Origin of the sequence: Gracilibacillus kekensis (assembly GCF_900143085.1) — a bacterium.
Taxonomy (GTDB): domain Bacteria; phylum Bacillota; class Bacilli; order Bacillales; family Amphibacillaceae; genus Gracilibacillus; species Gracilibacillus kekensis.
Window position 1 is genome coordinate 87343 of sequence record NZ_FRCZ01000009.1, and the last position, 26573, is coordinate 113915.

The 26573-nt window shown below is 36.7% G+C and carries 21 protein-coding genes, 2 tRNA genes, 2 rRNA genes and 1 pseudogene; 5 read left to right on the forward strand and 21 right to left on the reverse strand.

The genetic code is table 11. The features are described from left to right. Positions 1-4: 4 nt before the first annotated feature. The 3 genes from BUC25_RS17560 to BUC25_RS17570 form a co-directional block, all read right to left on the reverse strand. Positions 5-862 carry an ABC transporter permease gene (locus BUC25_RS17560; protein ID WP_084543525.1) on the reverse strand — a complete coding sequence of 286 codons (858 nt, stop codon included), beginning with the start codon at positions 860-862 and terminating at the stop codon, positions 5-7. Positions 863-1163: 301 nt separating this feature from the next. Further along, entirely contained in the window at positions 1164-2819 is a 1656-nt protein-coding gene (locus BUC25_RS17565) for a type 2 periplasmic-binding domain-containing protein (protein WP_073203180.1), read from the reverse strand. A gap of 220 nt (positions 2820-3039) precedes the next feature. Further along, a complete protein-coding gene (locus tag BUC25_RS17570; RefSeq protein WP_073203181.1) occupies positions 3040-3738 on the reverse strand; it encodes a YesL family protein in 699 nt (232 codons plus the stop codon). A gap of 666 nt (positions 3739-4404) precedes the next feature. Here BUC25_RS17570 and BUC25_RS19210 point away from each other — a divergent pair. Beyond that, positions 4405-5084, forward strand: a pseudogene (locus BUC25_RS19210) (IS3 family transposase); the annotation flags it as partial. Between the two features lie 486 nt (positions 5085-5570). Here the strand turns inward: BUC25_RS19210 and BUC25_RS17585 are convergent. From BUC25_RS17585 to BUC25_RS17605, 5 genes are all read right to left on the reverse strand, one after another. Next, on the reverse strand, positions 5571-5972 hold the full coding sequence (locus tag BUC25_RS17585) for a hypothetical protein (RefSeq protein WP_073203182.1): 402 nt from the start codon (positions 5970-5972) through the stop codon (positions 5571-5573). A 4-nt stretch (positions 5973-5976) separates the two neighbouring features. Further along, positions 5977-7362 (reverse strand): sensor histidine kinase, encoded by a 1386-nt coding sequence (locus BUC25_RS17590; protein WP_073203183.1) that lies wholly within the window; start codon positions 7360-7362, stop codon positions 5977-5979. Further along, a complete protein-coding gene (locus tag BUC25_RS17595) occupies positions 7359-8030 on the reverse strand; it encodes a response regulator transcription factor (RefSeq protein ID WP_073203184.1) in 672 nt (223 codons plus the stop codon). Before BUC25_RS17595 ends, BUC25_RS17590 begins: the two co-directional genes overlap by 4 nt. Before the next feature lie 18 nt (positions 8031-8048). Continuing rightward, complete coding sequence (locus BUC25_RS17600) at positions 8049-10145, reverse strand: MMPL family transporter (RefSeq protein WP_073203185.1); 2097 nt, start codon at positions 10143-10145, stop codon at positions 8049-8051. 438 nt (positions 10146-10583) lie between these two features. Then, positions 10584-12281 (reverse strand): beta/alpha barrel domain-containing protein, encoded by a 1698-nt coding sequence (locus BUC25_RS17605; RefSeq protein ID WP_342039401.1) that lies wholly within the window; start codon positions 12279-12281, stop codon positions 10584-10586. A gap of 309 nt (positions 12282-12590) precedes the next feature. Here BUC25_RS17605 and BUC25_RS17610 point away from each other — a divergent pair, with 309 nt between their 5' ends. From BUC25_RS17610 to BUC25_RS17620, 3 genes are all read left to right on the forward strand, one after another. Then, on the forward strand, positions 12591-12827 hold the full coding sequence (locus tag BUC25_RS17610) for a site-specific integrase (protein WP_073203187.1): 237 nt from the start codon (positions 12591-12593) through the stop codon (positions 12825-12827). 100 nt (positions 12828-12927) lie between these two features. Next, positions 12928-13638 carry a CPBP family intramembrane glutamic endopeptidase gene (locus BUC25_RS17615; RefSeq protein ID WP_073203188.1) on the forward strand — a complete coding sequence of 237 codons (711 nt, stop codon included), beginning with the start codon at positions 12928-12930 and terminating at the stop codon, positions 13636-13638. Positions 13639-13642: 4 nt separating this feature from the next. Next, the gene (locus BUC25_RS17620; RefSeq protein ID WP_058306279.1) at positions 13643-13852 is read left to right on the forward strand and encodes a YdiK family protein; all 210 of its coding nucleotides are present in this window, start codon (positions 13643-13645) and stop codon (positions 13850-13852) included. 55 nt (positions 13853-13907) lie between these two features. Here BUC25_RS17620 and BUC25_RS17625 read toward each other — a convergent pair whose 3' ends face one another. Then, positions 13908-14549 (reverse strand): redox-sensing transcriptional repressor Rex, encoded by a 642-nt coding sequence (locus BUC25_RS17625; protein ID WP_139251860.1) that lies wholly within the window; start codon positions 14547-14549, stop codon positions 13908-13910. 205 nt (positions 14550-14754) lie between these two features. On the opposite strand from BUC25_RS17625, the gene BUC25_RS17630 reads away from it, so the two are divergent. After that, positions 14755-16680, forward strand: a complete 1926-nt coding sequence (locus BUC25_RS17630; protein ID WP_073203190.1) for an ABC-F family ATP-binding cassette domain-containing protein — start codon at positions 14755-14757, stop codon at positions 16678-16680. Between the two features lie 26 nt (positions 16681-16706). Here BUC25_RS17630 and BUC25_RS17635 read toward each other — a convergent pair whose 3' ends face one another. The 12 genes from BUC25_RS17635 to BUC25_RS17690 all read right to left on the reverse strand — a co-directional run. Next, a complete protein-coding gene (locus tag BUC25_RS17635; protein ID WP_073203191.1) occupies positions 16707-18005 on the reverse strand; it encodes a hypothetical protein in 1299 nt (432 codons plus the stop codon). Positions 18006-18015: 10 nt separating this feature from the next. Further along, positions 18016-19812 carry a carboxypeptidase-like regulatory domain-containing protein gene (locus BUC25_RS17640; RefSeq protein ID WP_073203192.1) on the reverse strand — a complete coding sequence of 599 codons (1797 nt, stop codon included), beginning with the start codon at positions 19810-19812 and terminating at the stop codon, positions 18016-18018. A gap of 16 nt (positions 19813-19828) precedes the next feature. Continuing rightward, positions 19829-21316, reverse strand: a complete 1488-nt coding sequence (locus tag BUC25_RS17645) for a hypothetical protein (protein WP_073203193.1) — start codon at positions 21314-21316, stop codon at positions 19829-19831. A gap of 797 nt (positions 21317-22113) precedes the next feature. Next, positions 22114-23136 carry a tRNA (adenosine(37)-N6)-threonylcarbamoyltransferase complex transferase subunit TsaD gene (tsaD, locus tag BUC25_RS17650; protein ID WP_073203206.1) on the reverse strand — a complete coding sequence of 341 codons (1023 nt, stop codon included), beginning with the start codon at positions 23134-23136 and terminating at the stop codon, positions 22114-22116. Further along, positions 23133-23579, reverse strand: a complete 447-nt coding sequence (gene rimI, locus BUC25_RS17655; RefSeq protein ID WP_073203194.1) for a ribosomal protein S18-alanine N-acetyltransferase — start codon at positions 23577-23579, stop codon at positions 23133-23135. Before rimI ends, tsaD begins: the two co-directional genes overlap by 4 nt. Beyond that, positions 23572-24276 (reverse strand): tRNA (adenosine(37)-N6)-threonylcarbamoyltransferase complex dimerization subunit type 1 TsaB, encoded by a 705-nt coding sequence (gene tsaB, locus BUC25_RS17660; RefSeq protein WP_073203195.1) that lies wholly within the window; start codon positions 24274-24276, stop codon positions 23572-23574. The genes rimI and tsaB overlap by 8 nt, the downstream gene beginning before the upstream one ends. Next, positions 24276-24728 carry a tRNA (adenosine(37)-N6)-threonylcarbamoyltransferase complex ATPase subunit type 1 TsaE gene (gene tsaE / locus BUC25_RS17665; protein ID WP_073203196.1) on the reverse strand — a complete coding sequence of 151 codons (453 nt, stop codon included), beginning with the start codon at positions 24726-24728 and terminating at the stop codon, positions 24276-24278. The genes tsaB and tsaE overlap by 1 nt, the downstream gene beginning before the upstream one ends. Before the next feature lie 4 nt (positions 24729-24732). After that, positions 24733-25710, reverse strand: a complete 978-nt coding sequence (thiL, locus tag BUC25_RS17670; protein WP_073203197.1) for a thiamine-phosphate kinase — start codon at positions 25708-25710, stop codon at positions 24733-24735. Between the two features lie 165 nt (positions 25711-25875). After that, positions 25876-25952: transfer RNA gene (locus BUC25_RS17675), tRNA-Asp, on the reverse strand. A gap of 5 nt (positions 25953-25957) precedes the next feature. Next, a tRNA-Met gene (locus tag BUC25_RS17680) sits at positions 25958-26034 on the reverse strand. Between the two features lie 199 nt (positions 26035-26233). Beyond that, positions 26234-26350 (reverse strand): 5S ribosomal RNA (rrf, locus tag BUC25_RS17685). Positions 26351-26416: 66 nt separating this feature from the next. Continuing rightward, positions 26417-26573 (reverse strand): 23S ribosomal RNA (locus BUC25_RS17690); the annotation flags it as partial.

Genomic DNA, 26573 nt, shown 5'->3' on the forward strand with positions numbered 1-26573 from the left:
TGATTTAGAAAATTTTGTAGTCTGCAAATTTATATGCTAATCGGTAAGCGATTACAATGAATATAAATCCAATTACAGATTTGAACATTCCCATTGCTGTGGCAAAACCGAAATCTCCTTTGACAAGTCCCACTCGATACACAAATGTATCAATTATATCTCCTGTTTCATACACTAGAGGATTGTATAAATTGAAAATCTGGTCAAACCCTGCATTCAGGATATTTCCTAATGACAAAATACCCATAACAACAATGATTGGCATCATACATGGAAGGGTAATATGCCATGTTTGTTTCTTCCTTGTTGCACCATCCATCTCTGCCGCTTCATATAGAGAAGGATTTATACCTGCTAAAGTTGCGAGATATACTATTGTACTAAAACCAAACTCTTTCCAAATGTCACTTATGATTACTGTCGGACGGAACCATGTATTAGAACCTAAAAAGAAAATAGGATCTATTCCAAAGAACCCCAAAAAGTTATTTACTAACCCACCTTCAGGAGAAAGCATATCAAGTAGAATTCCACCTAGAATAACCCAGGAGAGAAAATATGGTAAGTATACCATTGTTTGTATCGTTCGTTTAAATACCATTTTTCTAATCTCATTTAATAATAACGCAAATGCAATTGGTACTATTAACCCCAAAACAAGCTTTAATACAGAAATGATTACTGTATTATAAATGACTTGAAGATTTCCTGAGTAAGAAAATAAAAATTCAAAATGTTTTAAACCAACCCATGGCGACTCAGCAAAACCAAGCCATGGCTTAAAGTCTTTGAATGCAATTATAAGCCCCGCCATCGGTATATATTGGAATACAATGCAAAATATCACACCCGGCACTAACATGAGGTATAAAGGTGCTGCCCTCTTCCAATTAAGTTTTGATTTTTTTACGGTTCTTCTCTTGTTTTCATGGTTGTTTATTTCATTTGTCTCCTCCACTTTTAACTAATCTCCTCTCGTTTAATGGCTATAAAATAATAATAACAATAGAATTTTAATGATATAAGTAATGTAAATTAATATTTGTTATACTTTATTAACTTTTATTTAGGTTCACCATATTACGCCATATGAAAAGTCTGCCCCAGTTAAATACATTTGGGACAGACTTTTACCCTTCATACTATTAATTCCAAAAAAATATTTAGTCAGTAGCGTTTTGAACTTCTTGATACCAATTATTCACTTCTTCAGTAATCTCTTTTCCTCCATTTGCATACCATTCCTCAACAAACTTGTCAAAATAATCTAAATCTTTATCGCCGTAAATTATAGCTAAGTAAGCTTCTGACTCCATTTGCTGCAATACATCCCATCGAGTTTCCATCGTATCTGTTGGCGGTCCTTGATATTTATCTACAACAGATATATCTTCTTGGGACATTAAAACACTTGCCGCTTCTTTCCGTATATCGTTTTGTCCTGCAACCCTTTTCTCATAAGGTGTTGTTGGTTCGGCACCTTCATGAAGCTTAGCTAAGGTTTCCACTTCTAAATAAGGGTCTATAAGTGGTTGAGTCGTCAAGAAGTATTTAGACACTAAGAGTTTCTTACCATACTCGAAATCCTCATCATTATAAGAAACTTCGCCATCTTTCATTACATAATCGATTCCCTCTGCATACCCATATTCAAATTCATGTCCTGCCTCTGGATCAGCACCCTCATATAACCTATTGAGATATAGAAATAGTGCATCTATATGCTCGAAATCCTTATGAACCAACATGCCTCCTTGAGTAACGCTGCTTCCTTTTCGACCTTTTAAACCATCTGGACCTGCAGGAATTGGATATGGTTTCATATGAGCATCCTCATCTAATTGTGTAACATCACTTAGAGGCCATGTTCCCGCCCAAAAAGGACTTGCTGACATTCCTGCTTTACCACTTGTGATAAGTTTTATTGCATCATTTCCTTCTTGCACACCAAACTCTGAACTTATATAACCTTTTTCAAACCAACTATTTAATTTTGCGAGACCTTCTTTCATGCTAGGTTGTACGGATCCCCAGACAAGTTCACCTTCATCGTTTTCAACCCATTGCTTTGGAATTGCATCTCCGTATGCACCGAATACCCATGAAGTATCAGCAATCCAGTCGGAAATTTCATAGCTCATCGCCATTCCAAAATCTGCTTTCTCGGCAGTGAATGCATCAAAAATTTGGTCAACATCATCCAATGTTTCAGGAGCTTCTAGTTCTAGTTCTTGCATCCAATCTTCTCGTAGCCATAATACTGGATCATTATTCATAGCTGACGAGGGAATAGGAATTCCATACACACCGTCTTCTCTAGTATATTTATCAAAGGCTCCATCTACACTACCAATGTATTCTTTAACTTGCTCCGATGCATATTTCTCATAAGCATCAGAAATATCCATCATCTGACCAGAATCGATAAGCTGAGACGTAAAAACAGGATCAAACGACATCATAACATCTGGCAACTCTGAACCAGCAGTCATATTGAGGTTATACTGAGTATCACATTCCTCCTGAGTTGTTTCCCAGATATAATTGATTTTTATTCCCAGTTCTTCCTCTGCCCAACGAGTGTGCACATTATCTTCCAACGAATCTCCATCTGCATACTGAATAGTATTACTACAACTCACAGCATCAATTGTTATTGGTGGATCATATTTACCTTGTTCAAATCCCTTACTTGCTTCTTCCGTTTTATCTGAACCTTCTTCCTCCTTTCCAGTTTCTTCAACATCATCACTACATGCGATTAATGTGAATGAAAGTACTATCAAGACTAACCAATTACTCAACCATCTTTTGTACATTTTGTATTCCCCCTAATATATTAATCAATTCTGCTTACAAATCCATTTTAATGTAACCGCTTACCGTTTTATAGATAATTAATTTAATATTATGGATACTTTATTAACTATATAATGAATAATCTCTTTGAAATACTTAAGTGTTCATGTTTAGTACCTAGTGGAATAATTCTCCGTTCCCAATAATACGTATTGTATCAAAGTCTAATCTAAGAAAACATTAAATAGTCTGAGTTTTTAATTTAGATGTAATTTTAGAGAACGAAATATAAAAATTTCCGAATACAATATATGCTATTGATGAGGCAATCATAAATGGAATCAAGAATGTGAAAACAAAAAAAGAGACATAAAAAATTGCGATTGTAACTAGTACAGATAATATCGAAGTGAAAGGATGCATTGAAAATAAAAGTAACGATTGTTTTAATGTGACTAGAAAACTTAAATGGCAGTGAACAGTTAAAGAAAAGAAGTTTTGAATGATTGCTACGAAAAAGATACCGATAGGAATGGAAAAATATACAATATAACTGCTACTAAAACCTAACGCAAAAAAATAATAAAACAAAGAAAAGGAGATACTAGTAAAAACAAGCCCCCCAAGCACACTTCTCATATAATTTTCCTTGTAATATCGCCAATATAATTTCATGATTTCTGCATGAGCATCCCCGATGACCCACCTTCTTACAACTCCAAATAAAGCAGTCGTTGCTGGATAAAATACAAATGGAAGTAAGAGTGCGATAGTATAGATCATTAACAAACTATTTGATTCTGTTCTAATAAACATTGTATTAATAATTAAATATATAATTGGAAAGTTAAATAGACACCAAAGTAAATTAACTCCAATTAAACGTACTATCCATTGAGAAATATTTAATAATCTTCCAATTAAGCCGGTCATTTCCATAACTTCAACTCTCCTTTATTAATTGTTAATTTCACCAATCGACACTCTAAATAATAAAATTATAAATATAATTATGTTTTAATTATTATTTTGCTTTACAATTTATTTTTTACACTTAAACTTATCCATTTAAATTTTATCAATAATTATTTCATTATTATATAAGATAATTTTAATATTTCTGATACTTTATAAACATGATGCTAGCGATTATTAGAAATAATAGAAAACCCCAATTGGGTGTCGAATCACTTCAACCTTAAGTGCTACACAAATAAAATACCTATTCCCTTGTACATATCTGTTTGATTCAGTTGGGAACTTCCATCTATTTTCTATCATTACAAGAAAAGTAGTTTCTTTGCTAGAACCATACTTGCGTCATAATCCGTGCTGCTTTGAATGTGATCTTGGATGCCATACTATCTAATTTCTTCTTGATCTGCATGAACAACTTAAAGACACGGCTCCCTTTATTCTTTAAGCTTTTAATTACAAAGTTTTCTAATGTTTGTATTAATAACTGTGCAAAGGAAATAAACAGTAATAAGATACAATGATTGAAAAGGATGCTGCAAAATAATGAAAGATCATATTTACAGAAGAGGGGGTAAATATAAGAAAAATAGATCTAACTGTGGTACAGCTTGGAGATTTGGACTATTAATGATAAGTTTACAAAAGCATGCCTCTGGAAAACCCCGTGCAGAAATTATTAAAGACTATGAATTAACTCCTTCATCCTATGATAAGTGGGTCCGACAGTACCAGAATAGTGGATCGTTCCAGGAAAAAGACAATCGCACATCAGAACAAGAAGAGTTAGTCAAACTTCGTAAAGAAAAGCAACAACTGACCATGGAAAATGGTATATCAAAGCAGGCCACGCTGATTATGGGACGAAAGTGATGTGATCCGGAATAATCGTCACAAATACTCGGTATCAGCAATGTGCGACGTCCTAAATGGTCCGAAGTACATACTATTATGAAGCAAAGATTCGTGATGACCAAGACGAAGAATTAACAGATCTGATTCTGAATATTTTTAAGAAAAGCCGAAATAACTATGGCCAACGAAAGATCAAAGTAGAGGTAAAAAAGATGGATTGGATCGTTTCCCGAAGTCGTATTGGGCGTATCATGAAAGAACAAGGACTTGTTTCCAAGTATACCGTTGCTCAATTCAACCCGTCTAAATCTTCATGTAATGACTCGGAAGTAGGGAATGCACTCAATCGAGCGTTTGACCAGGATCAAGAACTTAAAGTAGTTGTAAGTGACTTAACGTATGTGAGAGTTGGACAGAAGAGGCATTATATCACAATGCTTATTCAATTAACAAATCATTCAGAAACAGAAGTGCAGCAATTAATGAAAGAAACAAATAATAATATTAAACTTTCCTTAATAATAGCAAAAGCTAACTGCGATATTACAGATGCAAGAAAGTGCTTGTCAAAGCAAATGGTCACGTTAAAAAGGCCATTGAATTCGCAACAAATCGTTAAAACAGTCTTTAGGCCACTTATACAAATATGTGAGCAATGCAAGATAATGCAATAAGATGAATGTATTTGGGGCTAAGTGGGGCTGGTTTGGGGCTAATAACTATAGCGTGGGCAGATGGATGTGAAGGAATAAAAAAACCTCTCACAGAATAATGTAAGAGGTCAGTTTTTCATGAGATATTCTTTGATTAATTCTTCATCAATCTCTTTATTTTATTGGCGGCCACTTTTAAATACTATATTCCAAGGTAATAAAATACTCTCTCTATAGTTCTGTAAGTCTAATATTCATCCAAATAGGATGGTGGTAAATGTAAGTATCTTAGTTTATTTTTGCTTTTGGAACAGTAAAAAACGTAATGACTGTAAATAAGAAAAAAGCAATCAATAAAATCGTACCGCCAACAATAAAGTAGACCATCACAAACATTTCACTAAAGTTAAAGGGATTAAGATTATAAAACCACATCCCTGAGGTTAATCCGATTGCACCAAGCATGGCAGAAATACTGTGGACTGTGACCAACTTTTTATATTTGATCTCAAATAATTGATAAAAAATTCCCCAGGCGAATACAGACAACCAGCCCACTAATAAAATATGTGCATGAATTGGACGAAGCGAATATTCCATCACGCCGGCCATATGAGAACCTAAATAGGTTCCAAAAAAACCAAAAATTGCGGAGAATTGAATCAGTCGTATACTCCATTTCTTTTCCATAGATTTATTCCTCCTTAAATTGTGGGAGATATACCACAACTTGTGTGCCTTCTCCATCTCGACTTATAAATTGAATCTTTCCTTTATGCAAATGTATAATTTCTTTAACAATCGCAAGACCAAGACCTGTACCTTCTTCATTCCGGGATTGATCGGCTCGATAGAATCGTTCCGTAATATGGGGTAAATCCGTCTTCATAATTCCGATTCCATTATCTTTAACCATAATCGAGCATCCGTCTTTCTCCTTCGAAATCTGAATACGAATAGAACTGTCTTGTGGCGAATATTTAATAGCATTAGAGAGTAAGTTATCCCATACGTAATTCATTAATTCCTGGTCAGCAAAAACATTACCCTTAACAAGTTTCAAACGAACATCAAGTTCCTTCTCATCCAAACGCCATCGATAATGTTGGACGTTTTCCTTAATCTGCTCATCTAACCGGTAAAAATTTGCATTCAACTGATAAACAGGTTGATCCAGGGTACTTAGTAGAAGCAATTGCTTTGCAAGTCCTGATAAACGTGTCGCTTCTCTTTCAATAACATTTGCATACTGCCTTTGATCAGAACCTTCCGCGGAATCTGCTGACAGTAATTCTGCATATCCTTTAATATTCATTAAAGGCGATTGCAGATCATGCGAAACGTTCGTGATGAATGTTTTACGTGACACATCATTTTGACGTAGACGATCAATCATTTCATTGAAGCTGTGTACCAAATCGCCAATTTCATCCGGCCTTGAAATAGCTAGCGTATGACTATAATTATCATTTGCTACTTCCTTCGCTGCCTGTTGCAGTAGACTGATTGGACGTGTTAGCTGTCTCGCCATCCAGAGCATCCCTGCCAGATTAACAACTGCAAGAGAAAGAAGAAATGCCAGAAGAAGTGTGTGGATGTCAGAAGACAACAGGTTCATATCCGGCCGTAAATAGAGAGCATAAGCTTGATTGTCTATTTCAAGTGGAACGCCGACTGTATTACTAAGCCGATTTGAAAAGTGACTGGTCATAAAAAAAGATAAGCCTGTTGTCTCCCCGGTATAGATTTTATGATCTTCAATCACTTTTCGCGCCTGATCAGTTATAGTCAGGTCTTCAAAAGGTTTTCCAAATGATTTGATTTGCTCGTTTGAATCAAGCAAAGCTATTTGGTAACCAAGATTTGCGACCGATGTTAGAAATGGCTCAAGCGCAGAGGTGTCGCCATGCATTTGTTCGAGCGTCAAGGCAACCTCCTGCGCTCGCTCCAAGTTTTGCGCTGTCGTTTCTTGTTTTGTGAAAGACAAATAATATACATTGGTTAGCACAATACCTAAAACAATACTTAATACCAAAAACAATAAGCTTGTTTGTATAAATTGACGATAAAGTGTCTTCATTGAACCACCTCTAACCGGTAGCCAATGCCACGAACTGTTTGGATCTCTATCTTTGCACCATAATTATTTAAACGTTCACGTAAGCGTTTGATGTGTGTGTTAAGTGAAAAATCATGTTTCTCCTCCACTTCACCCCATACTTCCATCAGTATGGTTGATCGGGGAATCGTTTGACCATATGAATTTGCTAAAATAGCAAGGATGTCAAATTCTTTCATCGGTATGATTAACGTCTCGTCATTTATGGCCACATCATAGGTCGAGCGGTCCAGGTGAATATTAGCCAATTGAATTTTTTGACGTTGAGCTTTTCCATAGCGACGTAGAATTGCTTGTAAGCGAAATAGTAATTCTTTTGGCTCAAATGGCTTGACCAGATAATCCTCTGAGCCTGCTAGAAAGCCTTCCTCTTTGTCTTCTAATTGACCTTTAGCTGTGACAAGAATGACTGGAATATCCATTTCCTGAGATAAGAAACAAGTCAACTCAAAACCAGACATCCCCGGCATCATTACATCCACAATAGCAGCACTTACTTCCTGGTCTTCAAGTAAAGAAAGTGCTTCTTGCGCATCTTTTACTAAAACAGGTTCATAGCCTGCCTGTTGCAATTGAATAGCAATTAATTTACGAATATGAAGTTCATCATCCACCACTAAGATGCGCATGAAGCTATACCCCCCTTTTTAAACTTGAGTCGACTTGTCTTTTTCAAAGAATAGAATCAGTGCAGGTAATAAAATCCCGCGAACAAGAAAAGTATCAATTAAAATACCGATGGCAACGATAAAACCAAAGACAAATAAATCGGCAATCGGCATGGTCATCAGCGCAGCGAATGTAGCCGCTAAAATAACACCTGCCGACGAAATGACACCGCCTGTTGAGGTGATTGAGCTTTTTAATGCAGGTTTAAGAACATTTTTCCTACGCTCTTCTATAAAACGAGATACTAAAATTATATTATAATCTATCCCAAGTGCAACAAGGAAAATAAAGGAATACAATGGTACACGTGTACTGATAGCATCATAACCAAATAGTAGATCGACTGCAAAAATACCAATGCCAAGTGCCGCTGTAAATGATAACAGAATGGTGGCCATCATATATATCGGCATTTTCCAGGATCGTGTCATAAAGAATAAGAATACGACAATCAATAATGTCTCTGCGAAAACGACTTTTATAATATCCTGGTTATTTACATTCTGTTCATCAACCAATTTCTGTGTAATTCCTGACCAATGAATGGTTATCGAATCATCGAATTCCTTTGTGCTTGTTCTCATCTCCTCTACAGAATCCATCGCCTCTGTTGAATAAGGATTTAATGAAAGAGCAACAGAATAACTAGTTGCTGTACCATCATCCAGTTCATTAACGGGACGGAACGACGCAATAGATTCCTCGTTATCCAGAAATTCCTCAAATGAAGTTCGTAATTCCTCATCCAATGTTTCATTGCTTTCCAAAACAACTGTCATTAGAGCTAACTGACCTTTATCAAATTTTGATTCGACAATTTCATAACCAGCACGGGAAGGTAAGTTCTCAGGGAACGATTTCACCGTGTCGAATTCATATTTAAGATTAAATAAGTTAAGTGATGCTAATGCAAGCAACGCCAAAACAATTCCTCCTAATAATAAAGGACGATTTGTTACAATTTCTGCAATGCGTGTCCAAAAGCCTTTTTCTTGTTTCGGTTGTTTCCCATAGTGTGGCACTCTCGGCCAGAATGCTTTACGTCCAAAAAGAGTGAATAGAGCTGGAACAAGTGTAACAGACGCCAGAATGATTACAATTAGTGCCGCACTGAATACCGGAGCAAAATTTTGATAATCACGGAATTCAGCCATAAAGAGAACAAACATGGCTGCAAGAACTGTCGCTCCGGCAAAGAAAACAGGCTTTCCAGTCGCTTTCATTGCTACAGACATGGCAGTATGCTTATTAGAATGCATATAAAGCTCTTCTCGATAACGAGAAAACACGAATAGTGAATAGTCCGTCACTGCGGCGAACAACAAAATACTCATAATCGAAGTAGTCGCATTGTTAATTTCTAAACCACCTGCACCAAGCAGACCGATGATTTGATTCGTTACTTGATAAACGATCGCTGTAGCAAGTAATGGGATAATCGCAAGTAAGGGTGAACGATAAATGACGATTAATAGAAGCAAAATGATCCCAATCGTTGCAATCAAAAGATTGAAGTCTGCTTCTTCAAATAACTTTAACGTATCCCCAGCAATTCCTGCGGGTCCAGTTACATAAAAGTCAAATGCATTTTGTTCTTCTCCAAAGGTTTGTCCCATAGAAAGTATCTCATCATTTATTTCAGCATATTTATCACTTCCGATACCTGGTTCAAGTTCGATTGGGAAGATGAACGTCTGGCGATCTTCTGAAAAGAATCCTTCTAATGCCTGGGTGGGCAGTACGGAAAGGTCGATCATCTCTTGTACACCAGTTAAATTTGCCTCTTTAATTTTTTCGAGAACAGGCTGAATTTTAGTAACTTGCAGCTCATTTTGCGCATCAAAAACCAGGATACCTGGTGTGGCTTGATCATCTGGAAAGAGCTCTTTGACTTTATTTTCTGCAATGATACTTTGTGCATCATCCGGCAAGGATTGAAAACTTGCACTTCGGTAGTCCGATGCTTTAGGTCCAGCACTCAAAAGGACAGCCAGGATAACCCAAATTGTAATGGTGATCCACATTCCTTTTCGTGTTGAAACGAAGTTGGTAATTGGTTGTAAGACTCGATTCATATTGTCACTTCCTTTATAGTATTCATACCGAAGTCTACAGTATAAATATAAACGGAATATGAACTCTACATGAATAGTAATATTACTTAATAGATCGATAGAAATGTTGAAACGCGTAAAAGAAAAAAACTAATTTTGCTATTTCTAATACACACGCTATTAATCAATTTATAAAAACATTATTGTTTAAGCTTTTGAAGATTGCTAGCGAAACACACGAATGTAAACTTGTCCTATATATTTTATTTTTTTAATGCATTAGTAGGTGAGGTATAGAAAAAAAGTAGCATTATCTTTATATATTGTGTTTAAATCCATAATTTGTAAGGGGATCTAAGTGTAATTATTGTTTACATACACACTACTTTTACTTGGGACAAAAGCTAAATAATGTTATTGTGAATTTTCAAAAAAAAGAAGAAAGAAAACTCTCTCCTACTAGTCGTCCTTATCTTTATGAAAAAATGAAAAGATCAGAACAAGACCTCCAATATAAATCACAATAGCAAAATATGCAGGAAGTAAATGCATAAATGTGGTATAGCCAATAGCAATGTGGATGGATATAGCTGTAATAAATGCAGGTAAACCTCCTACTAAATAAGCCCACCACATCCACTTCTTCCCTTGTTGAAAGCCCCAGAGAGACAACATTAATACAAGAAGCCCCACACTCAGTAAGGCACTTCCAAATCCAGCCCGGTCATGTGCAATAACTGGAATCAGCCTATCATTAAAAGACTGCAGTTGTTCTGGAGTCATACATAAATAAAGAAGATCGGTTGAAACAAATACGGAAGTAACACCATAAAGTGATATAACAATACCACCAAGTACGAAAGAAAATCCTAATATAACAAATAGAAATTGTCCCCATACCGCCTTTTTCCAAATCCGGTGATTTCTTTTATTATTGGAAGTAGGTGTACCTGATATTCCCCTGGTAGAAAAGAATCCTTTCATATAAAAAGGTAGTAATACGAGCCAAAACAAAAGGTGTAGCCAATCAAAATAGCCAAATCCGATAAATAAAAAGATTCCCAAAAATCCTGAAACGGCAGCTACATCGGTCGCTTGTTTTGCCCACTTTATACCATATCTTATCCCGTGTTTCGCTAAATGCATATAGATGATCCCACCTGAGATCATTGTGCCAGCAAGCGTCATTCGATCATGGGCCATAAACCACATTACTCGCTTATTAAACTGAAAAATCTCTTTTCGTTCCATCCTTAGAAACGCTTCATCGTAAGGCAATATTATCGATGTAACACTGAATAATAAAGCTAGTAATCCACCTATAGATATAAATAGACCAAATAGCCAATAGGCCCTCCAACCTTTTTGCTGCTCGGTCGGTAGTTCTTCTTTAGATAACAATGCTTCATTGATTCGATTCGTTAATCCTGGACCTGAAAAAACATAACCATCTGTTAACAACACTAGATCAGCACCAGCTTCTATGATGTCTAGTGCGTGCTGTGGCTCTTTAATGCCACCTGAGGTAATAATTGTTTTTGAATAACCACAATCCCTTATCTTTTTGATCTTCGACATATATTCTTCCACGTTGTTTTCATCGAGACTTAGTAAAATCCCTGAAAATTTACTTTGCAATTCAAAAATAGACTCCTTCAATTTTTGTTCAGAGGGAATGGCACAGTAAACTGGTTTAGATGTAAGTGAAATTAAGCTTTGTTCCTTATTATCTATAATAAAACCATCCGCATAAGGGTCTAGTGTTAGAATCAAGTTTTCCAATTCCCTATCTGTTCCTGACAGGCGTATGAATATGGGTTGTTTCGTCTTTATACTTCTAAGCTTGGTAACGGTGGCATGAAGTCCTATTGAGCCTTGATCACTCGGAAATTCAATCGATTGATTTTCTGTATCAACCAGCGGGAACTGGTCACCATCCTTGCGCTCTAATGTAATCGGTCCAACTTCCAAGAACCCAAAGCCCAGATTGGTGAAAGCCGTAGTTCCCGTTAATAAAGGATCTATTTTCCCAGAAAGTCCAACAGGATTTTCAAATGTAATTCCATCAAAATGTCGCGAAATTGCAGGAGAGCTTTCATGTCTTCCTAAAAAGTCAATAACGTGGGGACCAAAAGGAACGGAAGCTATTTCACTCATTCCACGATGAATAAACTCCCTAGATGTATAACTGGAGAATCTGTGTATTATTGGTTTAAAAATGGTATGATACGACCAATCCGGCATAATTCATTCCTCGCCATTCTAGCTAATTGTACGTCAAGTGTAACATGTAATAGAAGAACGGACACTGGAACAGATACGTTTGAATCTTTTTTTAGAAAGAATGGTTCAGAGAAACGCTTATTCGTGTTGGTATAAGTCTTAATTATAAACTTACAATATTTATAACAAATTACAATAGCTGATTCTATTACGAATAGTTATATTGATCAAAAGATTAAAGAAATGATAAAACTAGCAAAAGTGAAAAAAATAACCGTTCCTGGTCTAAGGCACACACACGTTAACATCTTAATTAATAAGAACATCAATGTTAAAGCTATTGCAGAACGTTTGGGAAATACACCAGGAATGATTTATAATGTGTACGGTCATGTTTTTAAGGAATTGGAAGAAGAGAGCGTCAAATTATTTAAGTGGAGTTTAGAAGAAAGTAGGGCTAACAGGGGGGCTAGCTCTTAATGAACATGCCCTTTATCCAGTGTTTATTAGCGAATCTAGAAATAATTTATGTTAAAATACATATCATGAAATAAAAAGTATTTAAGGGAGTCGTTAAACGTTGCCTAAAAAGTATATTTACCTCATCATAACGTATATCGCAATGCAGCTGTCAGGAGTATTAGCATTGCCTTTTGTACAACAAATAGAAAATCCAGAAGCTTTTTCTGTAGGTTGGTCTGTGGCAACTTTTGCGTTAGCATTGATCATCTCTATTTATTTTTTACGAGATGAAGTGTCAGAGTTTTTCCGAACCGAACAGAAGCAAATTGGAACTATTATCCTCTGGTCTGTGTTAGGTTTTATATTAGTGTTTATTACACAAATTGTTGCCGTAGTAATTGAGACCTTTGTCTTCGGAATAAAGCCTGGATCTCAAAACACCATGGATCTGATGAATATTGCTAGGCAGGCGCCAATTTTCATAATAATTATTTCGGTATTAGGACCTATTCTAGAGGAGCTCGTTTTCCGAAAAGCAATTTTTGGCAGCCTTCATAAAAGAATGAATTTCTTTTTTGCAGCATTATTATCAGGTATTATATTTGCAGCCGTTCATATGGATTTCAGTCATTTATTAACCTATACAGCAATAGGAATGGTTTTTGCGTTCTTATATGTAGAAACGAAACGAATTATTGTACCGATTATCGCTCATATGGCGATTAACACATATGCTGTTATCGGACAGTTATCGATAGACCCTGAACAAATAGAAGAACAATTGAAACAATTGGAGCAGTTACAGTTGATTATTATTGGAGGCTACTAGAATTATGCGTATTTCACCATTACGATCTGCCTTTTTATACATTGGTTTAGGTGCATTATTCACCTATATTGCCATCCAATCGGCAGAAGAAACCGTATTTAACTTTATAACAATAGCATTGGCGTTATTTGCTACCATCGACTTTGTCGTTGCGATTCGTTTAATAACGTTACATTATCGAATAAAAAAAGCAAAAGAAAACGAAAAAAAATAGATTTTCAAAAGAGAGCATGAAGTCGGCGGACAACTTCATGCTCTTTTTATTAAAATCACTCTTCATTTTCCAGTGGATAGTGCTTCATAAAATAGACAAGTGACTGTAATTCTACTGCTAAATCAATATGGTGTACACGGACACTTTCCGGAACGGTAATTCTTGCAGGAGTAAAGTTAAGAATACCTGTCACACCAGCCTTTATCAAGCGATCGGTTATGTTTTGAGCTTCTGAAACAGGTACAGTTAAAATAGCGACCGAAATATCACCTAGATTTTGTTCCATATCCTCTATATGATGAACCTCAATATCCCCAATCGACTTTCCAACTTTTCGCTTATCTGCATCAAATGCTACCTCTATTTTGGTATTATTGTTTTTAGTAAAATTATAATTTAAAAAAGCGGTCCCTAAATTCCCAACACCAATTAGCGCTACAGGTGTATTTTCATCCTGATCCAACGTTTTTCGAAAGAATCCAAGCAAATATTCGACATTATATCCATACCCCTTTTTCCCTAATGCACCGAAATAGGAGAAATCACGACGAATTGTAGCAGAATCGACCTTCATTGCCTCACTTAGTTCTTTTGAAGAAACGCGTGATTTCCCTTTGATATGGAGATTATTTAAGAAACGATAGTATAATGGTAAACGTTTCGCTGTTGCTTGTGGTATTTTATTTTGATTTGACATCATTCATTCCCCTTACTCTTTACGCTTTGGTTTTGTGAATGTTTTTACTTACTATCTATCTTAACAGAAAAGCTTGTACTTGTCGTGAAATTATTCACTTATTCATAAAGTGAGGATCGAACCTTTTTGTTTCGGTGTTACAAATAACACTGCTTGCAGGTATATCTGCTTTTAGATACACTTACTATATTAGAGGTGAATGGATATGATTTATTTACAGGTGAATAATTTAACAAAACGATTTGGCGCAGAGCTAATCTTATCGAATATAAAATTAGAAATAAAAAATCAGGATCGTATAGCAATTGTCGGTCGGAATGGTGCTGGTAAATCTACCTTACTAAACATTATTTCTGGTCAACTGAGCTATGATGAGGGAGAGATTCATAAACCAAAAGATGTTTCCCTCGGTTATTTGGCACAGCATTCCGGTCTAGATTCCACGGAAACCATTTGGGACGAGATGGTGAAAATTTTCACTTATCTAAAAAAAGAAGAGCAAGCATTACGTAACATGGAACAACAAATGGGAGATCCTGAACTAATTGCAAACACGGAACAATATGAGCAATTATTAGCTAATTATGATCAAAAACAGGAAGATTTTAAGCAAGCGGGCGGCTATCAATATGAAGCAGATGTAAAAGCAGTATTAAACGGCCTTGATTTTCCAGAAACGATGTGGACAACATCGATTGCTACACTAAGTGGTGGGCAAAAGACAAGGCTTGCGTTAGGGAAGTTATTACTGACAAAACCGAATATTTTGATTTTGGACGAGCCGACCAACCATCTGGATATACAAACACTCACATGGTTGGAAACGTATCTAAATAGTTATCAGGGTGCCGTTGTCATTGTTTCTCACGATCGCTATTTTTTAGATAAAACTGTGAATATTGTCTATGAAATTTCACGCCATCATTCTACAAAATTCCATGGCAATTATAGCCATTATTTGAAACAAAAAGCGGCCAATTATGACAAAGACCTCAAACTCTATGAAAAACAACAAAATGAAATTAAAAAAACGGAGGAATTTATTCAGAAAAATATTGTAAGAGCTTCAACCACTAAACGAGCTCAAAGCAGACGAAAACAATTAGAAAAAATGGATGTCATGGATAAACCAGCAGGTGATGAGAGTTCTGCAAAATTTTCCTTCACTATCGAAAAAAGAAGCGGAAATGATGTCTTGAAAATTAATGATTTGGCTTTTCATTATCAACCATCAGACCCTTATATCTTTTCTAATCTGCACTTACACATTGAACGGGGCGACAGTGTGGCTTTGGTCGGACCAAATGGTGTGGGTAAATCAACATTACTAAAAACGATTATTGGCCAATTACAGCCTGCATCTGGTCACATTCAGTTAGGTGCTAACGTCGAAATCGGCTATTACGACCAGGAACAAACACAATTAAATACGAAAAAAACGGTATTAAATGAGTTATGGGACGACTATCCGATGATGAACGAAAAGGATATTCGTACAATTCTAGGAAATTTTCTTTTTAGTGGGGATGATGTATTGCGGAATGTTTCTGCCTTAAGTGGTGGAGAAAAGGCTCGTCTGGCACTTGCAAAATTAATGATGGAAAAATCTAATTTCTTATTATTGGATGAGCCAACCAACCACTTAGATTTAGATAGTAAAGAAGTATTAGAGGCTGCCTTAATTGATTATCCTGGTTCTATTCTTTTCGTTTCCCATGATCGTTACTTTATTAATAAATTGGCGACACATATCCTTGAGATGCAAGCTAATAAGACGACCCTTTATATCGGGGATTATGATTATTATGTCGAAAAGAAGCAGGAAGAACAAGAATTAGCGGAACTGAAAAAATCAGAAAAACAAACAGTAGAAAAGACAGAAACTACAAAATCCAACTTTGAGAAAGAAAAGCAACACAAAAAAGAACAACGTAAAAAAGAACGCCGAATTCAGGATATAGAAGATCAAATTGAACAATTAGAATCGGAAATGGAAGAAATAGATACCCTTTTATGTGATCCAGATGTTTTTCAGGATCATGAGAAGGCCTTAGAACTTACTACAAAAAATGATACACTAAAAGAAAAGCTTGAAGCATTAATGGAAGAATGGGAAACATTGCATGAGTAGGAGCTGGCAAATGCCAGCTCCTTTTCTCACTCACTTACAAGGTGATAGCTTTTATAATACCACTTTCGTTTTTTATTCGGCGATAAGAATCCAAAGTGGATCGATCTGCCACCAAGTCCTAGTGACAATTCCAGCCAATCTTCCTGCTCATATAATCCAAGCAAATATTCCTCCGCTTGTTTCCTGCTAGTTGTACTTCTAAAATCAATGTCTATCCCATCTGCCGTAATATGATCACTAGTTAAGGAACCACCAACTGTAGGATGTTGATTATAGCGTAATGGTCTCCACCAGTTCCGTATTATAAGAGGCTCGTTTACTAATTCTCTTATTTGGTCCGCTAGCAATCCTAATGCCGCTCCTTTCCTCCACCAATTATATGGTGGTAGAAAGAGTGTCATACCAAGTTGTGCAGCTATCTCCTGATGATGGGGCACAAGCATTTCTTCAGCAGAAAAATAGTTTACTCCAACATCTTCTAGGTAGTTCTGAAATCCGTTTAAGGTCATTGGATAGTTTGTTGGCTCACAATTCTCTCCATCAAAATAAGAGAGCGTTTGCTGCCAAAGAATATCGGTTCGATCGGCATAATCAACTAGCGGAACTAAAGGTTTAATTTCAACATGTGCATGATCATCATGGTGGCTGGCATACTCACATAACCCTTCCTCTATTAAACGACGATCATTGAAGTAAATCCTTGTTATTAACGGTTGTATAGTAAAAGCACTTAACATCGCGCGCATAGCCGATCGGTCATAATTTTCATTCTCTATCGTGATACCTCCTGGTGCTGTTCCTTTTATCGAAGGTAGACGCAAATCGCAGGCTAACCCGGTCTCATGACCACTGTGATCAGGGGTATTACCTCCGGTTTCTAAACTGACATCATTAATTGTTATCGGTGATGCCTCTGGATGAAGCTGCAGATAGTGATCACGATACCATACAGATGCTTGCTGGATTGTATCATCTAACCAGTTCGTACCGTAATCATGATGGTCCCAGTCTTGTGATCTTTCTATATTTGCAAATGTAATTTGGTCTCCTTCTGACATCAGTAACCATCTTGGTGCATTTTCTGCTCTTAACCAATCATAAGTTGGCCCTGGAACGTCCACACGTCCGTCACCATGTACTCTATTCCTTCCTGCTTTTATCGATTGAATTAAATTAATAACGTAAATAAGATCTTCATCTAATTGATCATTAACTTGAATCCAGTGATAACCCAACTTAAACAAATGTTCTTTTAAACAATAAATATCCTCGGGATCATTCATTCCATTTGTTCCAACACTCGCCGACAAATAAAATTGATTCATTTTATCACTCCTATTTTAAATGGGAAACTGTGTAATCCCAATTTAAATGGCTATACGGGTTAGGAGTCTTAGGAAGCTTCGTACAAATATAACCAATTAATTGGATCGAAGGTAATACTTCCGTTTCGATTTCTTTTTTTGGTTCTTTTTGCAATTTCATTTTATAATGACTTCTTTTCCTTGGATGCACTGTGACATTCTCTGTTTTTTCAAGAAAACCACTTTTACTGACAGTCATCTGATAGTTACCTGGCTCTAACTGAACACGGTAATTACCTTGTTCATCCGCTGTAATTATAGTATTTTCTTTACTTTCAGGTTCTGTCATTGCAATTTCGGCCCCATCAAGTGGCTTATCTTGCTGATCGAGGATCTGACCTATAAGAGTACCATTAATTTTACGTATTTTTCCTTTTAATCGAATTCTCTTTAAGCGTTTGTCGTCCAGTCTTGTTTGTTTAATGGTAGCAAAGTCTTTGAGTGTTGCTTTTTTTATTATTTGTGGTGAGACCCTTTGTTTTTCAATATTTTTAATATTGACAGTAGGTATCTGCTTCGCAATATGTGCTACTTTTAATGGTTCTATACGCTTTGTGGCTACTAATTTATGAATCTGATTTTTATTAATCGTAGAAGCTACTTGGTCGAGTATAATTGGACCAAAAGCAAACTTTCTTCCTTCTTGCAAGTCCGTGATTGCTGACTCATTTTTCTTCGATTCCTTTTCAAGTGTGATCGATACGTTACGTACGAAAAGCATTGCTGTTGGATATGCTGGTAATATTCCCACTGGAGGATCTTCACCATCCGATAATAATTCTGAATCATTTTGCCATTTCCAATTCTGATTCATTAATAAACTTGGCTGGAACCAATTCCGTACGATTTCGACCCTAATTACTTCTGCCTTCACTTCAATGATATCAATATCTAATTGTGCTTCTTCTATCTCGTCATCTGTTGTTAATTCTGATTTTGAATAGTAGCCGTTCTTTAGTAGCTCACTAATTTCTTCTCTGTTTAAAGTTACGATTGTCCATTTTGCCCGCTGGTCGTCCTTATAGAAAGCAGGAGGTATAAAGCTTGTCTCATAAAATTCACGATCTATTAAGACATCGGTACGGCTTGAACGATTAAAGTCATCCTTCCAATTCGCCCACAGTTGTTGAATGCCTAAACCAGATAACTCATCAATGGTGGCAAATGCTTTTTCTATTTCACTTTTATAACCCATTACTTCCCAATCTCTTACTACTTGTTTGACTTGACTCTCCAACTGCTGGACATGTACCTCATTTAATTCCTGTTGTTGTGGGTCTTCTTCATATTTATGTTTAATTATTGCCTCGTGTAATTCTTGTTGCACATCAAAATACTGTTCCTCTCGCTCTCTGTAAGCTATTAGATGTGCGGAAGGCATCATGGCTGCCTCGTTTTCTTCGTTTGTGATTGGCTGATATAGAAAATCTTTCGCAGACTGTAATTCTTGTTTTTCTTTCTCTGAAAGTTTATTTTTGGCTAGTGTTACATTTGCAAAAATATGATCTAATATGTCCCAAATCATAATTCCACTATGATTCCATATCGGACGAACTTCTGGTATTAAATTCATATTCACTGCAAAGTCAGCAGCTGCACGCAAGCGCTCTTGTTCGGATAAAGAAGAAGAACGATCTCCAAAAGATAAATCATCTTCTGTTAAAGGAATCGCGATTGGGTTGTACGCAATAAATTGAGTGTCTTTCATCTCTTCTTCCAAATATACTTTACGTATCTTCTCCATGATTGCAATAGCAGCATTATTCATAGTAAATCACCCTCTCCTATGTCCAATTTTCTACATCCGGGCTTGGATTAGGCAATTTAGGCAATAACTTACATTTAAAGCCAATTAATTGTAAGCCTGGAACACTTAAACCCTGTTCTGTTAGATGGGATTCGAAATCTGTTCTTTCATCCCCTCTTTGGTAAGAGCCTCCAGCTATCTTTACTGGACCAATTTTAATATCTAAACCTGCATCAATATCCCGTTTAAAACTACTTTCTTCTTCATGTAATTCATTAAAATCAACTTGAACATTCCGGACAAAAATCGCAGTTGTTGGGTAGGCAATCATCGAACCAGTCGGCGGTACTTCACCATCAGAGAGTGCAGTTGTTAAGTTAGCCAGATTAGGCATATCTGGTGAAAACCTCCAAGCATCACTAAGTAGAAACTCTGGGGCAAACCATGGTCTTGAAATCATTGCTTGCGCTACTTCAAATGACATCGAGAAATTACTTGTATCCTTCACTTCTCGTTCTTTTTCAGTTTCACCTGATGTAGATGGTTTAAACCATTTTAATAGAGAAGGTGTGGCACTACCTTCCCATTGATTTGTTGTTTTTTCACTATGTTCGCTTACTTCCGATTCTTTAAAGGAGTAATTCATCCAACCATCCGAAAATGGTAATGAGGCAGGGATTAAAGAAGTCCAGTAAAAGGTGGATCCATTGACAGGATTGGTAATCTCCGCTTTACGTAAATCCTCTTGGTATTCCGCTTTTAGTAATTGCAAATCTCGTTGTGTCACCGATTCAAGAAAAGCATAAATTCGCTCCACATCATATTTATAACCAGTGCTGATCCACTTATTTAGCGCCGATCGAACCTTGCTGCGATATAATGGTGCATTTAGAGCAAAGTCCTGGACAGCTGCTGCATCATCAGAATTTAATGCATTTAACCTTTTGGTATTATACAATAAAGCTTCATCCACATATTCTCCCTCATAGGTCCTGTACGCTTTTATTAAAGCACTGTCATCAATTTTCTCTTTCTTTTCACCAGTCATCAAATCTTCTACTTCTGTCACTTCTTTTAATAATCCTCGTACTCTCTTTACACGTTCTTTTAACTCTTCATCCAATTCAGCAGTGGCAACCTCACTAAACTGTAGAATATTTTTATAAATGGACACCATACTGACACCATCTTGGTTAAAGCTGGTCGTATCAAACATCTTTTTCTGAGATTCTTCGTCATAAATTCCACTTGGATTTGGGACAAAATTGGTTAGTTGGGACCATTCCTCTGCTAGAAGCATCCTTTGTCTTACATCCTCGCCTTCTCCTTCACCACCACCGATACCTCTGGTAGCAAAAAGAAAATCTTCCGGGCGAAAAGGGATCCCTGGTTGGCACCATGCAATAAATTGGTCATTTGGCAAAACTTCTTCGTTAATTTCATCGATATCGGGTTGTGCTGTCATCGACTCATATAACTTTGCTAACAGCGCTTTGGAAATTTGATCTTCCTTAAATTTCGCCATTAATAAACCTCCTATTTATTTAGTTTTATGTTGAAAGCTTTACGTGATCTCGTGAGGTTGGATATAGTATTCACATGTGAGGAGTTCCTGTTGGAAAGTGGGAGAATAAGTTCTTAGGTGCAAGTGTAGTAAACCGTCTTCACCTCCTTCAATTCTATTAAATCAAACTACTTATGTTAATACTAGAGTTTCATAGATCTATCGTCAATCCAACTTTCCGCTTACTTTAACCTCGGGTACACCTTTAAATATAGTCAATCATTCACTAGTTTTTAAAACAATTAGATACATCTTAGTATTTTATATTTATTTATTTCATTACTTTTAATCATTTCGTTTTTTTCTGTCCACATAGTTATCCACTTATTAAGTATTGATTTTTCACTTCTCAACAGGTTTGTCCACATCATCCACATTTTCATCCTGGTTTATCCACAAAAATGCATTGTTTTAAACCCTTGGTATCATTACTTTTTTAAAGTTATGCACAAAATGCTGTTTCACATGTGAATAACTCTAGAAAAGCAAATAAGAAAAGCGCAGAGCGCCCGCTTAGAAATGTAGCGACTGGAGCGAATCAACTGAGATAAAAGACTCACGGTGAGCTTGCGAGCCGATGATGACTTTCAACTGAAGGCATAAGGACGACTAAGCCTCTGGTTTCACCAATCGGCAAGTCTTCTTTATCGTAGGGCGATTTCGTGAAGTCGCCTAGTTTCTGGCGCTCGGAGCTAGACATGACGCCACTTATATACTTTCTTTACAAACAAAAAAACTAGGACAACGAGTCCTAGTTTTTAACGAGTTGCATATTTTTCTATACTTAAACTGGGGTTGGCGTTGAGATCCCATGAAGCTCGATGTCCTTGTTGAAATGCAATGGATCCGGCAGCAGCTATCATTGCGGCATTATCCGTACAAAGAGACAATGGTGGAAATAATAACTCCATCTCTTTTTCAGATTGAAACTTCGTTTGCATCACAGAGCGAAGCCCTTTATTTGCCGCAACTCCCCCTGCCACAATTACTTGTTTTACTCCATATTGCCTGGCTGCTTGGTAGGTTTTCTCTGTTAACACATCCACTACACTTGCTTGAAAACTTGCTGCTACATCTTCTTGTTTTATAGTTTCCCCTTTTTGGTTCGCATTATGAAGCGTATTAATTACAGCTGATTTCAGCCCACTAAAACTAAAATCAAAAGAACATTCTTCCAACCAGGCCCGAGGAAAATCAATCGAAGTTTTTCCTTCATGAGCTAATTGATCAATTTTTGGCCCACCTGGATATGCTAAATTTAGCGTTCGAGCAACTTTATCATACGCTTCTCCTGCCGCATCATCGCGCGTTTCACCAATGATCTCAAAAGCGCCATGTTCTTTCATCAGAATTAGTTCTGTATGTCCTCCTGACACAACTAATGCCAACAATGGGAAGGAGAATTCTTTTTCCAATCGATTTGCATAAATGTGTCCTGCAATATGATGTACACCTATTAACGGTTTTTGATGCGCATAGGCTAAACCCTTTGCAGCATTTACTCCTACTAATAGAGCACCCACTAAGCCTGGACCTTCTGTCACTGCAACCGCATCAATATCTTTCATTTCTAAACCAGCTTGATGGAATGTTTCTTCCAACACCATCGTCATTTGTTCGACATGATGCCTTGATGCTATTTCGGGTACTACACCGCCAAAACGTTTGTGACTTTCTATTTGCGAAGCTACTACATTTGAGATAATTTCTTTTCCATCTTTAATAATTGCTGCAGCCGTTTCATCACAACTAGTTTCTATTCCTAAAATATATTCACTCATAAATTCACCCACAATACTATTGCATCCTCTTGATTATCGGTATAATAGTTTTTTCTTATTCCACCGGGTTGCAATCCGAAATTTTTGTACATTCTTTGAGCAACAATGTTTGATACACGTACTTCTAATGACAAAAGCCTAATTCCATGCGCAATTCCATAATTAATTACATATTGAAACAAGCCTTGGCCATACCCTTTACCTCGATAGCTGGGATCAACTGCAATATTTGTTATCTGAGCCTCATCTAGAATCATCCAGCAACCACAGAATCCTACAATATTATCATCAACTATCGCAACAAAATAGACCGCATAATTATTATTTTTAAGTTCTTCATAATATATATCTTCAGGCCATGGCTTCGGAAAGGATTGTTTATCAATGTTCCTGACCGCTTCAATATCTGATTCTTTCATTTTACGAAATTGAACCTTAGCCATGTTGTTTGTTTTCCTGTTCTTTTAACCAATTTGCTTCCGCTTCTACCATGCGAATATAATTGGGAGTTAATTCATGGACCGATTCTGGACTTTTCTGTGCACCCAATAATGCTAATATACCTGGCCGTGGTAAATGATCGATAACACTAGGAATCGATGCCGCTTGACCGAGCTTTTCTTTTATAATCACTTGATGGAGTTTAATATCCTGACTTAAAAAAACAACGGGCTGTTGTAAAGATTTCAATTCTTCTAACCATTGATCCATTTTAATATTTTGATCCTCTTTTTTAATGAAAATACGGTCATGGTTATTTTCATATAATCCGGTATACACAAGACCTCTACGTGCATCAAAAAAGGGAGAAATCAATATATTTTGTTGCCTCACATTATGTGCAAGCAATTCTAAACTGGACACAGCAACAATCGGAATACTTAAAGTCCATGCCATTGTTTTCGCAGTTGCTAACCCGATGCGAACACCTGTGTATGATCCCGGTCCCTTTGCGATAACTATTCGATCCAATTGATCAGGAGTTGTTTCTGTTTCTTTCATTATATGGTCAATAGCTGGCATTAATCCGATTGAATGATTTCTTTTTATATTTGCTGTATATTCTGCTTTTATTTCATCGTCCTTGCTAATTGCTACACCTAGCACTTGATTCGAGGTATCGATTGCTAACACATTCATTAGTATAACTCCTTACATATCTCTTCAAAATAGTTTCCAATAGGTTTAAAGCTGATTGCTCTTTTATATTCATCTAATCGTTTTATTTGAATGGTTAGCCGTTCTTCAGGAAGATACTCTTCTATAAATGTTGCCCATTCAATTACTGTAATACCATCTCCATTAAAATATTCCTCAAACCCAATATCTTCTTCACTATTTTCTAAACGATACACATCCATATGATATAGTGGTATCTCACCAATATACTCTTTTACAATCGTAAACGTCGGACTATTAATGGTTCTTCTTACACCTAGACCTGCACCGAGGCCCTTCGTAAATGTAGTTTTTCCTGTTCCTAAATCACCCTCTAAAGTAATCACATCTCCAGGACGTAATAAAAGGGCTAGTTTATTTGCTAGTCGTTTCGTTTCCTCTTCTGTATATGTTTCAAATATATATTCATTCATAATTTCACCTTCTTAGATGAGTATAGCCTGACTTTTCTAATCTTTTCCTTTGGCCATTATGTTGCATCCAGACAATACCTTTTTTATAAGTATCTTCTTTTACAAAACCTATCTTAGTAATTGCTGTACCTGTCTTATCGGCACTTATTTTGAGTTGTTCCCAATTATGACTGGATACTGTGCCAAGAAGCTCAAAGTCTTCACCACCCGATATTTTCCAATCAAATTGCATTTCCTCACTAAAATCTTCTAGCAAAGGGTGGCTGGGCACCTTATCATAATCAATGACAATAGTTTTACGAGAAGCTTCTGCTATTTCAATTAGTTCATTTGCAATACCATCGCTAACATCATTTAAACTTATTCTATCAATCGCTGTACATTCATTTATAAAATTCACTCTTGGCTCTGGCATGCGATGTCGATCGATAAAATACTGATACTTATCGCAAATTGGTTCATCCTTGTTTAATAAAATATGTAAACCACAAGCAGAATCACCTAATTGTCCCGTAACAAAGACAATATCATCCTCTAATGCACTGCTTCGATATCTTACTTTGTTACGTCTAATTGTACCAATTACGGTAATAGATAAAGATAACTGCTTACCTGATACCGTATCTCCACCAATTAAATCCATACGGTATCGTCTTGCAAGTTGCTGCATCCCGTTGTAGATCTGTTGTAACGACTCTTGTGACCAACTTGTTGGAATGACTATCGATACTAAATAAGATGTGGGTTTCCCCCCCATTGCGGCTATGTCACTTATATTAGCTGCTAAGGCTCGGTAACCAATATGAAAGGGCTCTGTCGTTTTGGTTGAGAAGTGAACATTTTCAACCATGGTATCTACAGTGGTAATAATATCTTCATTAGTATGTCTCAATATTGCTGCATCATCACCAATTCCCTTTATTGTAGTTGATTGCTGATAATATTTAGGTTGAATTGACTTAATAAAATCAAATTCTTCCATATTAATCCCTCAGATCTGGTTGATTTATCTTTAATATACAAACATCATACCAAAACAAAAAGTAAATGGAAACGAATTTGTGTATCTTCTATCTCAACACACAAAAATATCTAAATACACAAAAAAACCTTAAGCATTAAATCTTAAGGTTTGCTAGTCATAAAATGGCGGTCCGGACGGGACTCGAACCCGCGACCTCCTGCGTGACAGGCAGGCATTCTAACCAACTGAACTACCGGACCAAATTTGGTTGCGGGGGCAAGATTTGAACTTGCGACCTTCGGGTTATGAGCCCGACGAGCTACCAGACTGCTCCACCCCGCGACAATAAAAATAATAAATTATACTGTTTTGCTTAATCACACGGTTATTTCAATGTATGATCTCTGCATCTTCTAGCATCCTCAATGAAGCTTGATGCTTCGAGGTTACTCGATGCTAAATCGGTGGATGTATTGCTCGTTGCTCCACCCCGCGATAATAAAAATAATATACTATCTTGTTTAAATAATAAATAATATATGCCTGGCAACGTCCTACTCTTGCAGGGGCGCGAGCCCCAACTACCATGGGCGCTGGAGAGCTTAACTGCTGTGTTCGGCATGGGAACAGGTGTGACCTCTCCGCTATCGTCACCAGACTGGGATATACCCTAAAAACTAGATAAGAAGTAAAACAAAACTCAAACCAACCGTGCTTTATTAGTATAGATAAGTCCTCGATCGATTAGTATTCGTCAGCTGCACATGTCACCATGCTTCCACCTCGAACCTATCTACCTCATCGTCTCTGAGGGATCTTACTCTATCGAATAGATGGGAAGTCTCATCTTGAGGGGGGCTTCATGCTTAGATGCTTTCAGC

Excerpts from the sequence above, each read along its gene's own strand:
- BUC25_RS17560 (WP_084543525.1), bottom strand. The coding sequence starts at position 862 with ATGTTAGTGCCGGGTGTGATATTTTGCATTGTATTCCAATATATACCG.
- BUC25_RS17565 (WP_073203180.1), bottom strand. The coding sequence starts at position 2,819 with ATGTACAAAAGATGGTTGAGTAATTGGTTAGTCTTGATAGTACTTTCA.
- BUC25_RS17570 (WP_073203181.1), bottom strand. The coding sequence starts at position 3,738 with ATGGAAATGACCGGCTTAATTGGAAGATTATTAAATATTTCTCAATGG.
- BUC25_RS17585 (WP_073203182.1), bottom strand. The coding sequence starts at position 5,972 with ATGGAAAAGAAATGGAGTATACGACTGATTCAATTCTCCGCAATTTTT.
- BUC25_RS17590 (WP_073203183.1), bottom strand. The coding sequence starts at position 7,362 with ATGAAGACACTTTATCGTCAATTTATACAAACAAGCTTATTGTTTTTG.
- BUC25_RS17595 (WP_073203184.1), bottom strand. The coding sequence starts at position 8,030 with ATGCGCATCTTAGTGGTGGATGATGAACTTCATATTCGTAAATTAATT.
- BUC25_RS17600 (WP_073203185.1), bottom strand. The coding sequence starts at position 10,145 with ATGAATCGAGTCTTACAACCAATTACCAACTTCGTTTCAACACGAAAA.
- BUC25_RS17605 (WP_342039401.1), bottom strand. The coding sequence starts at position 12,281 with ATGAGTGAAATAGCTTCCGTTCCTTTTGGTCCCCACGTTATTGACTTT.
- BUC25_RS17610 (WP_073203187.1), top strand. The coding sequence starts at position 12,591 with ATGATAAAACTAGCAAAAGTGAAAAAAATAACCGTTCCTGGTCTAAGG.
- BUC25_RS17620 (WP_058306279.1), top strand. The coding sequence starts at position 13,643 with ATGCGTATTTCACCATTACGATCTGCCTTTTTATACATTGGTTTAGGT.
- BUC25_RS17625 (WP_139251860.1), bottom strand. The coding sequence starts at position 14,549 with ATGTCAAATCAAAATAAAATACCACAAGCAACAGCGAAACGTTTACCA.
- BUC25_RS17630 (WP_073203190.1), top strand. The coding sequence starts at position 14,755 with ATGATTTATTTACAGGTGAATAATTTAACAAAACGATTTGGCGCAGAG.
- BUC25_RS17635 (WP_073203191.1), bottom strand. The coding sequence starts at position 18,005 with ATGAATCAATTTTATTTGTCGGCGAGTGTTGGAACAAATGGAATGAAT.
- BUC25_RS17640 (WP_073203192.1), bottom strand. The coding sequence starts at position 19,812 with ATGAATAATGCTGCTATTGCAATCATGGAGAAGATACGTAAAGTATAT.
- BUC25_RS17645 (WP_073203193.1), bottom strand. The coding sequence starts at position 21,316 with ATGGCGAAATTTAAGGAAGATCAAATTTCCAAAGCGCTGTTAGCAAAG.
- tsaD (WP_073203206.1), bottom strand. The coding sequence starts at position 23,136 with ATGAGTGAATATATTTTAGGAATAGAAACTAGTTGTGATGAAACGGCT.
- rimI (WP_073203194.1), bottom strand. The coding sequence starts at position 23,579 with ATGGCTAAGGTTCAATTTCGTAAAATGAAAGAATCAGATATTGAAGCG.
- tsaB (WP_073203195.1), bottom strand. The coding sequence starts at position 24,276 with ATGAATGTGTTAGCAATCGATACCTCGAATCAAGTGCTAGGTGTAGCA.
- tsaE (WP_073203196.1), bottom strand. The coding sequence starts at position 24,728 with ATGAATGAATATATATTTGAAACATATACAGAAGAGGAAACGAAACGA.
- thiL (WP_073203197.1), bottom strand. The coding sequence starts at position 25,710 with ATGGAAGAATTTGATTTTATTAAGTCAATTCAACCTAAATATTATCAG.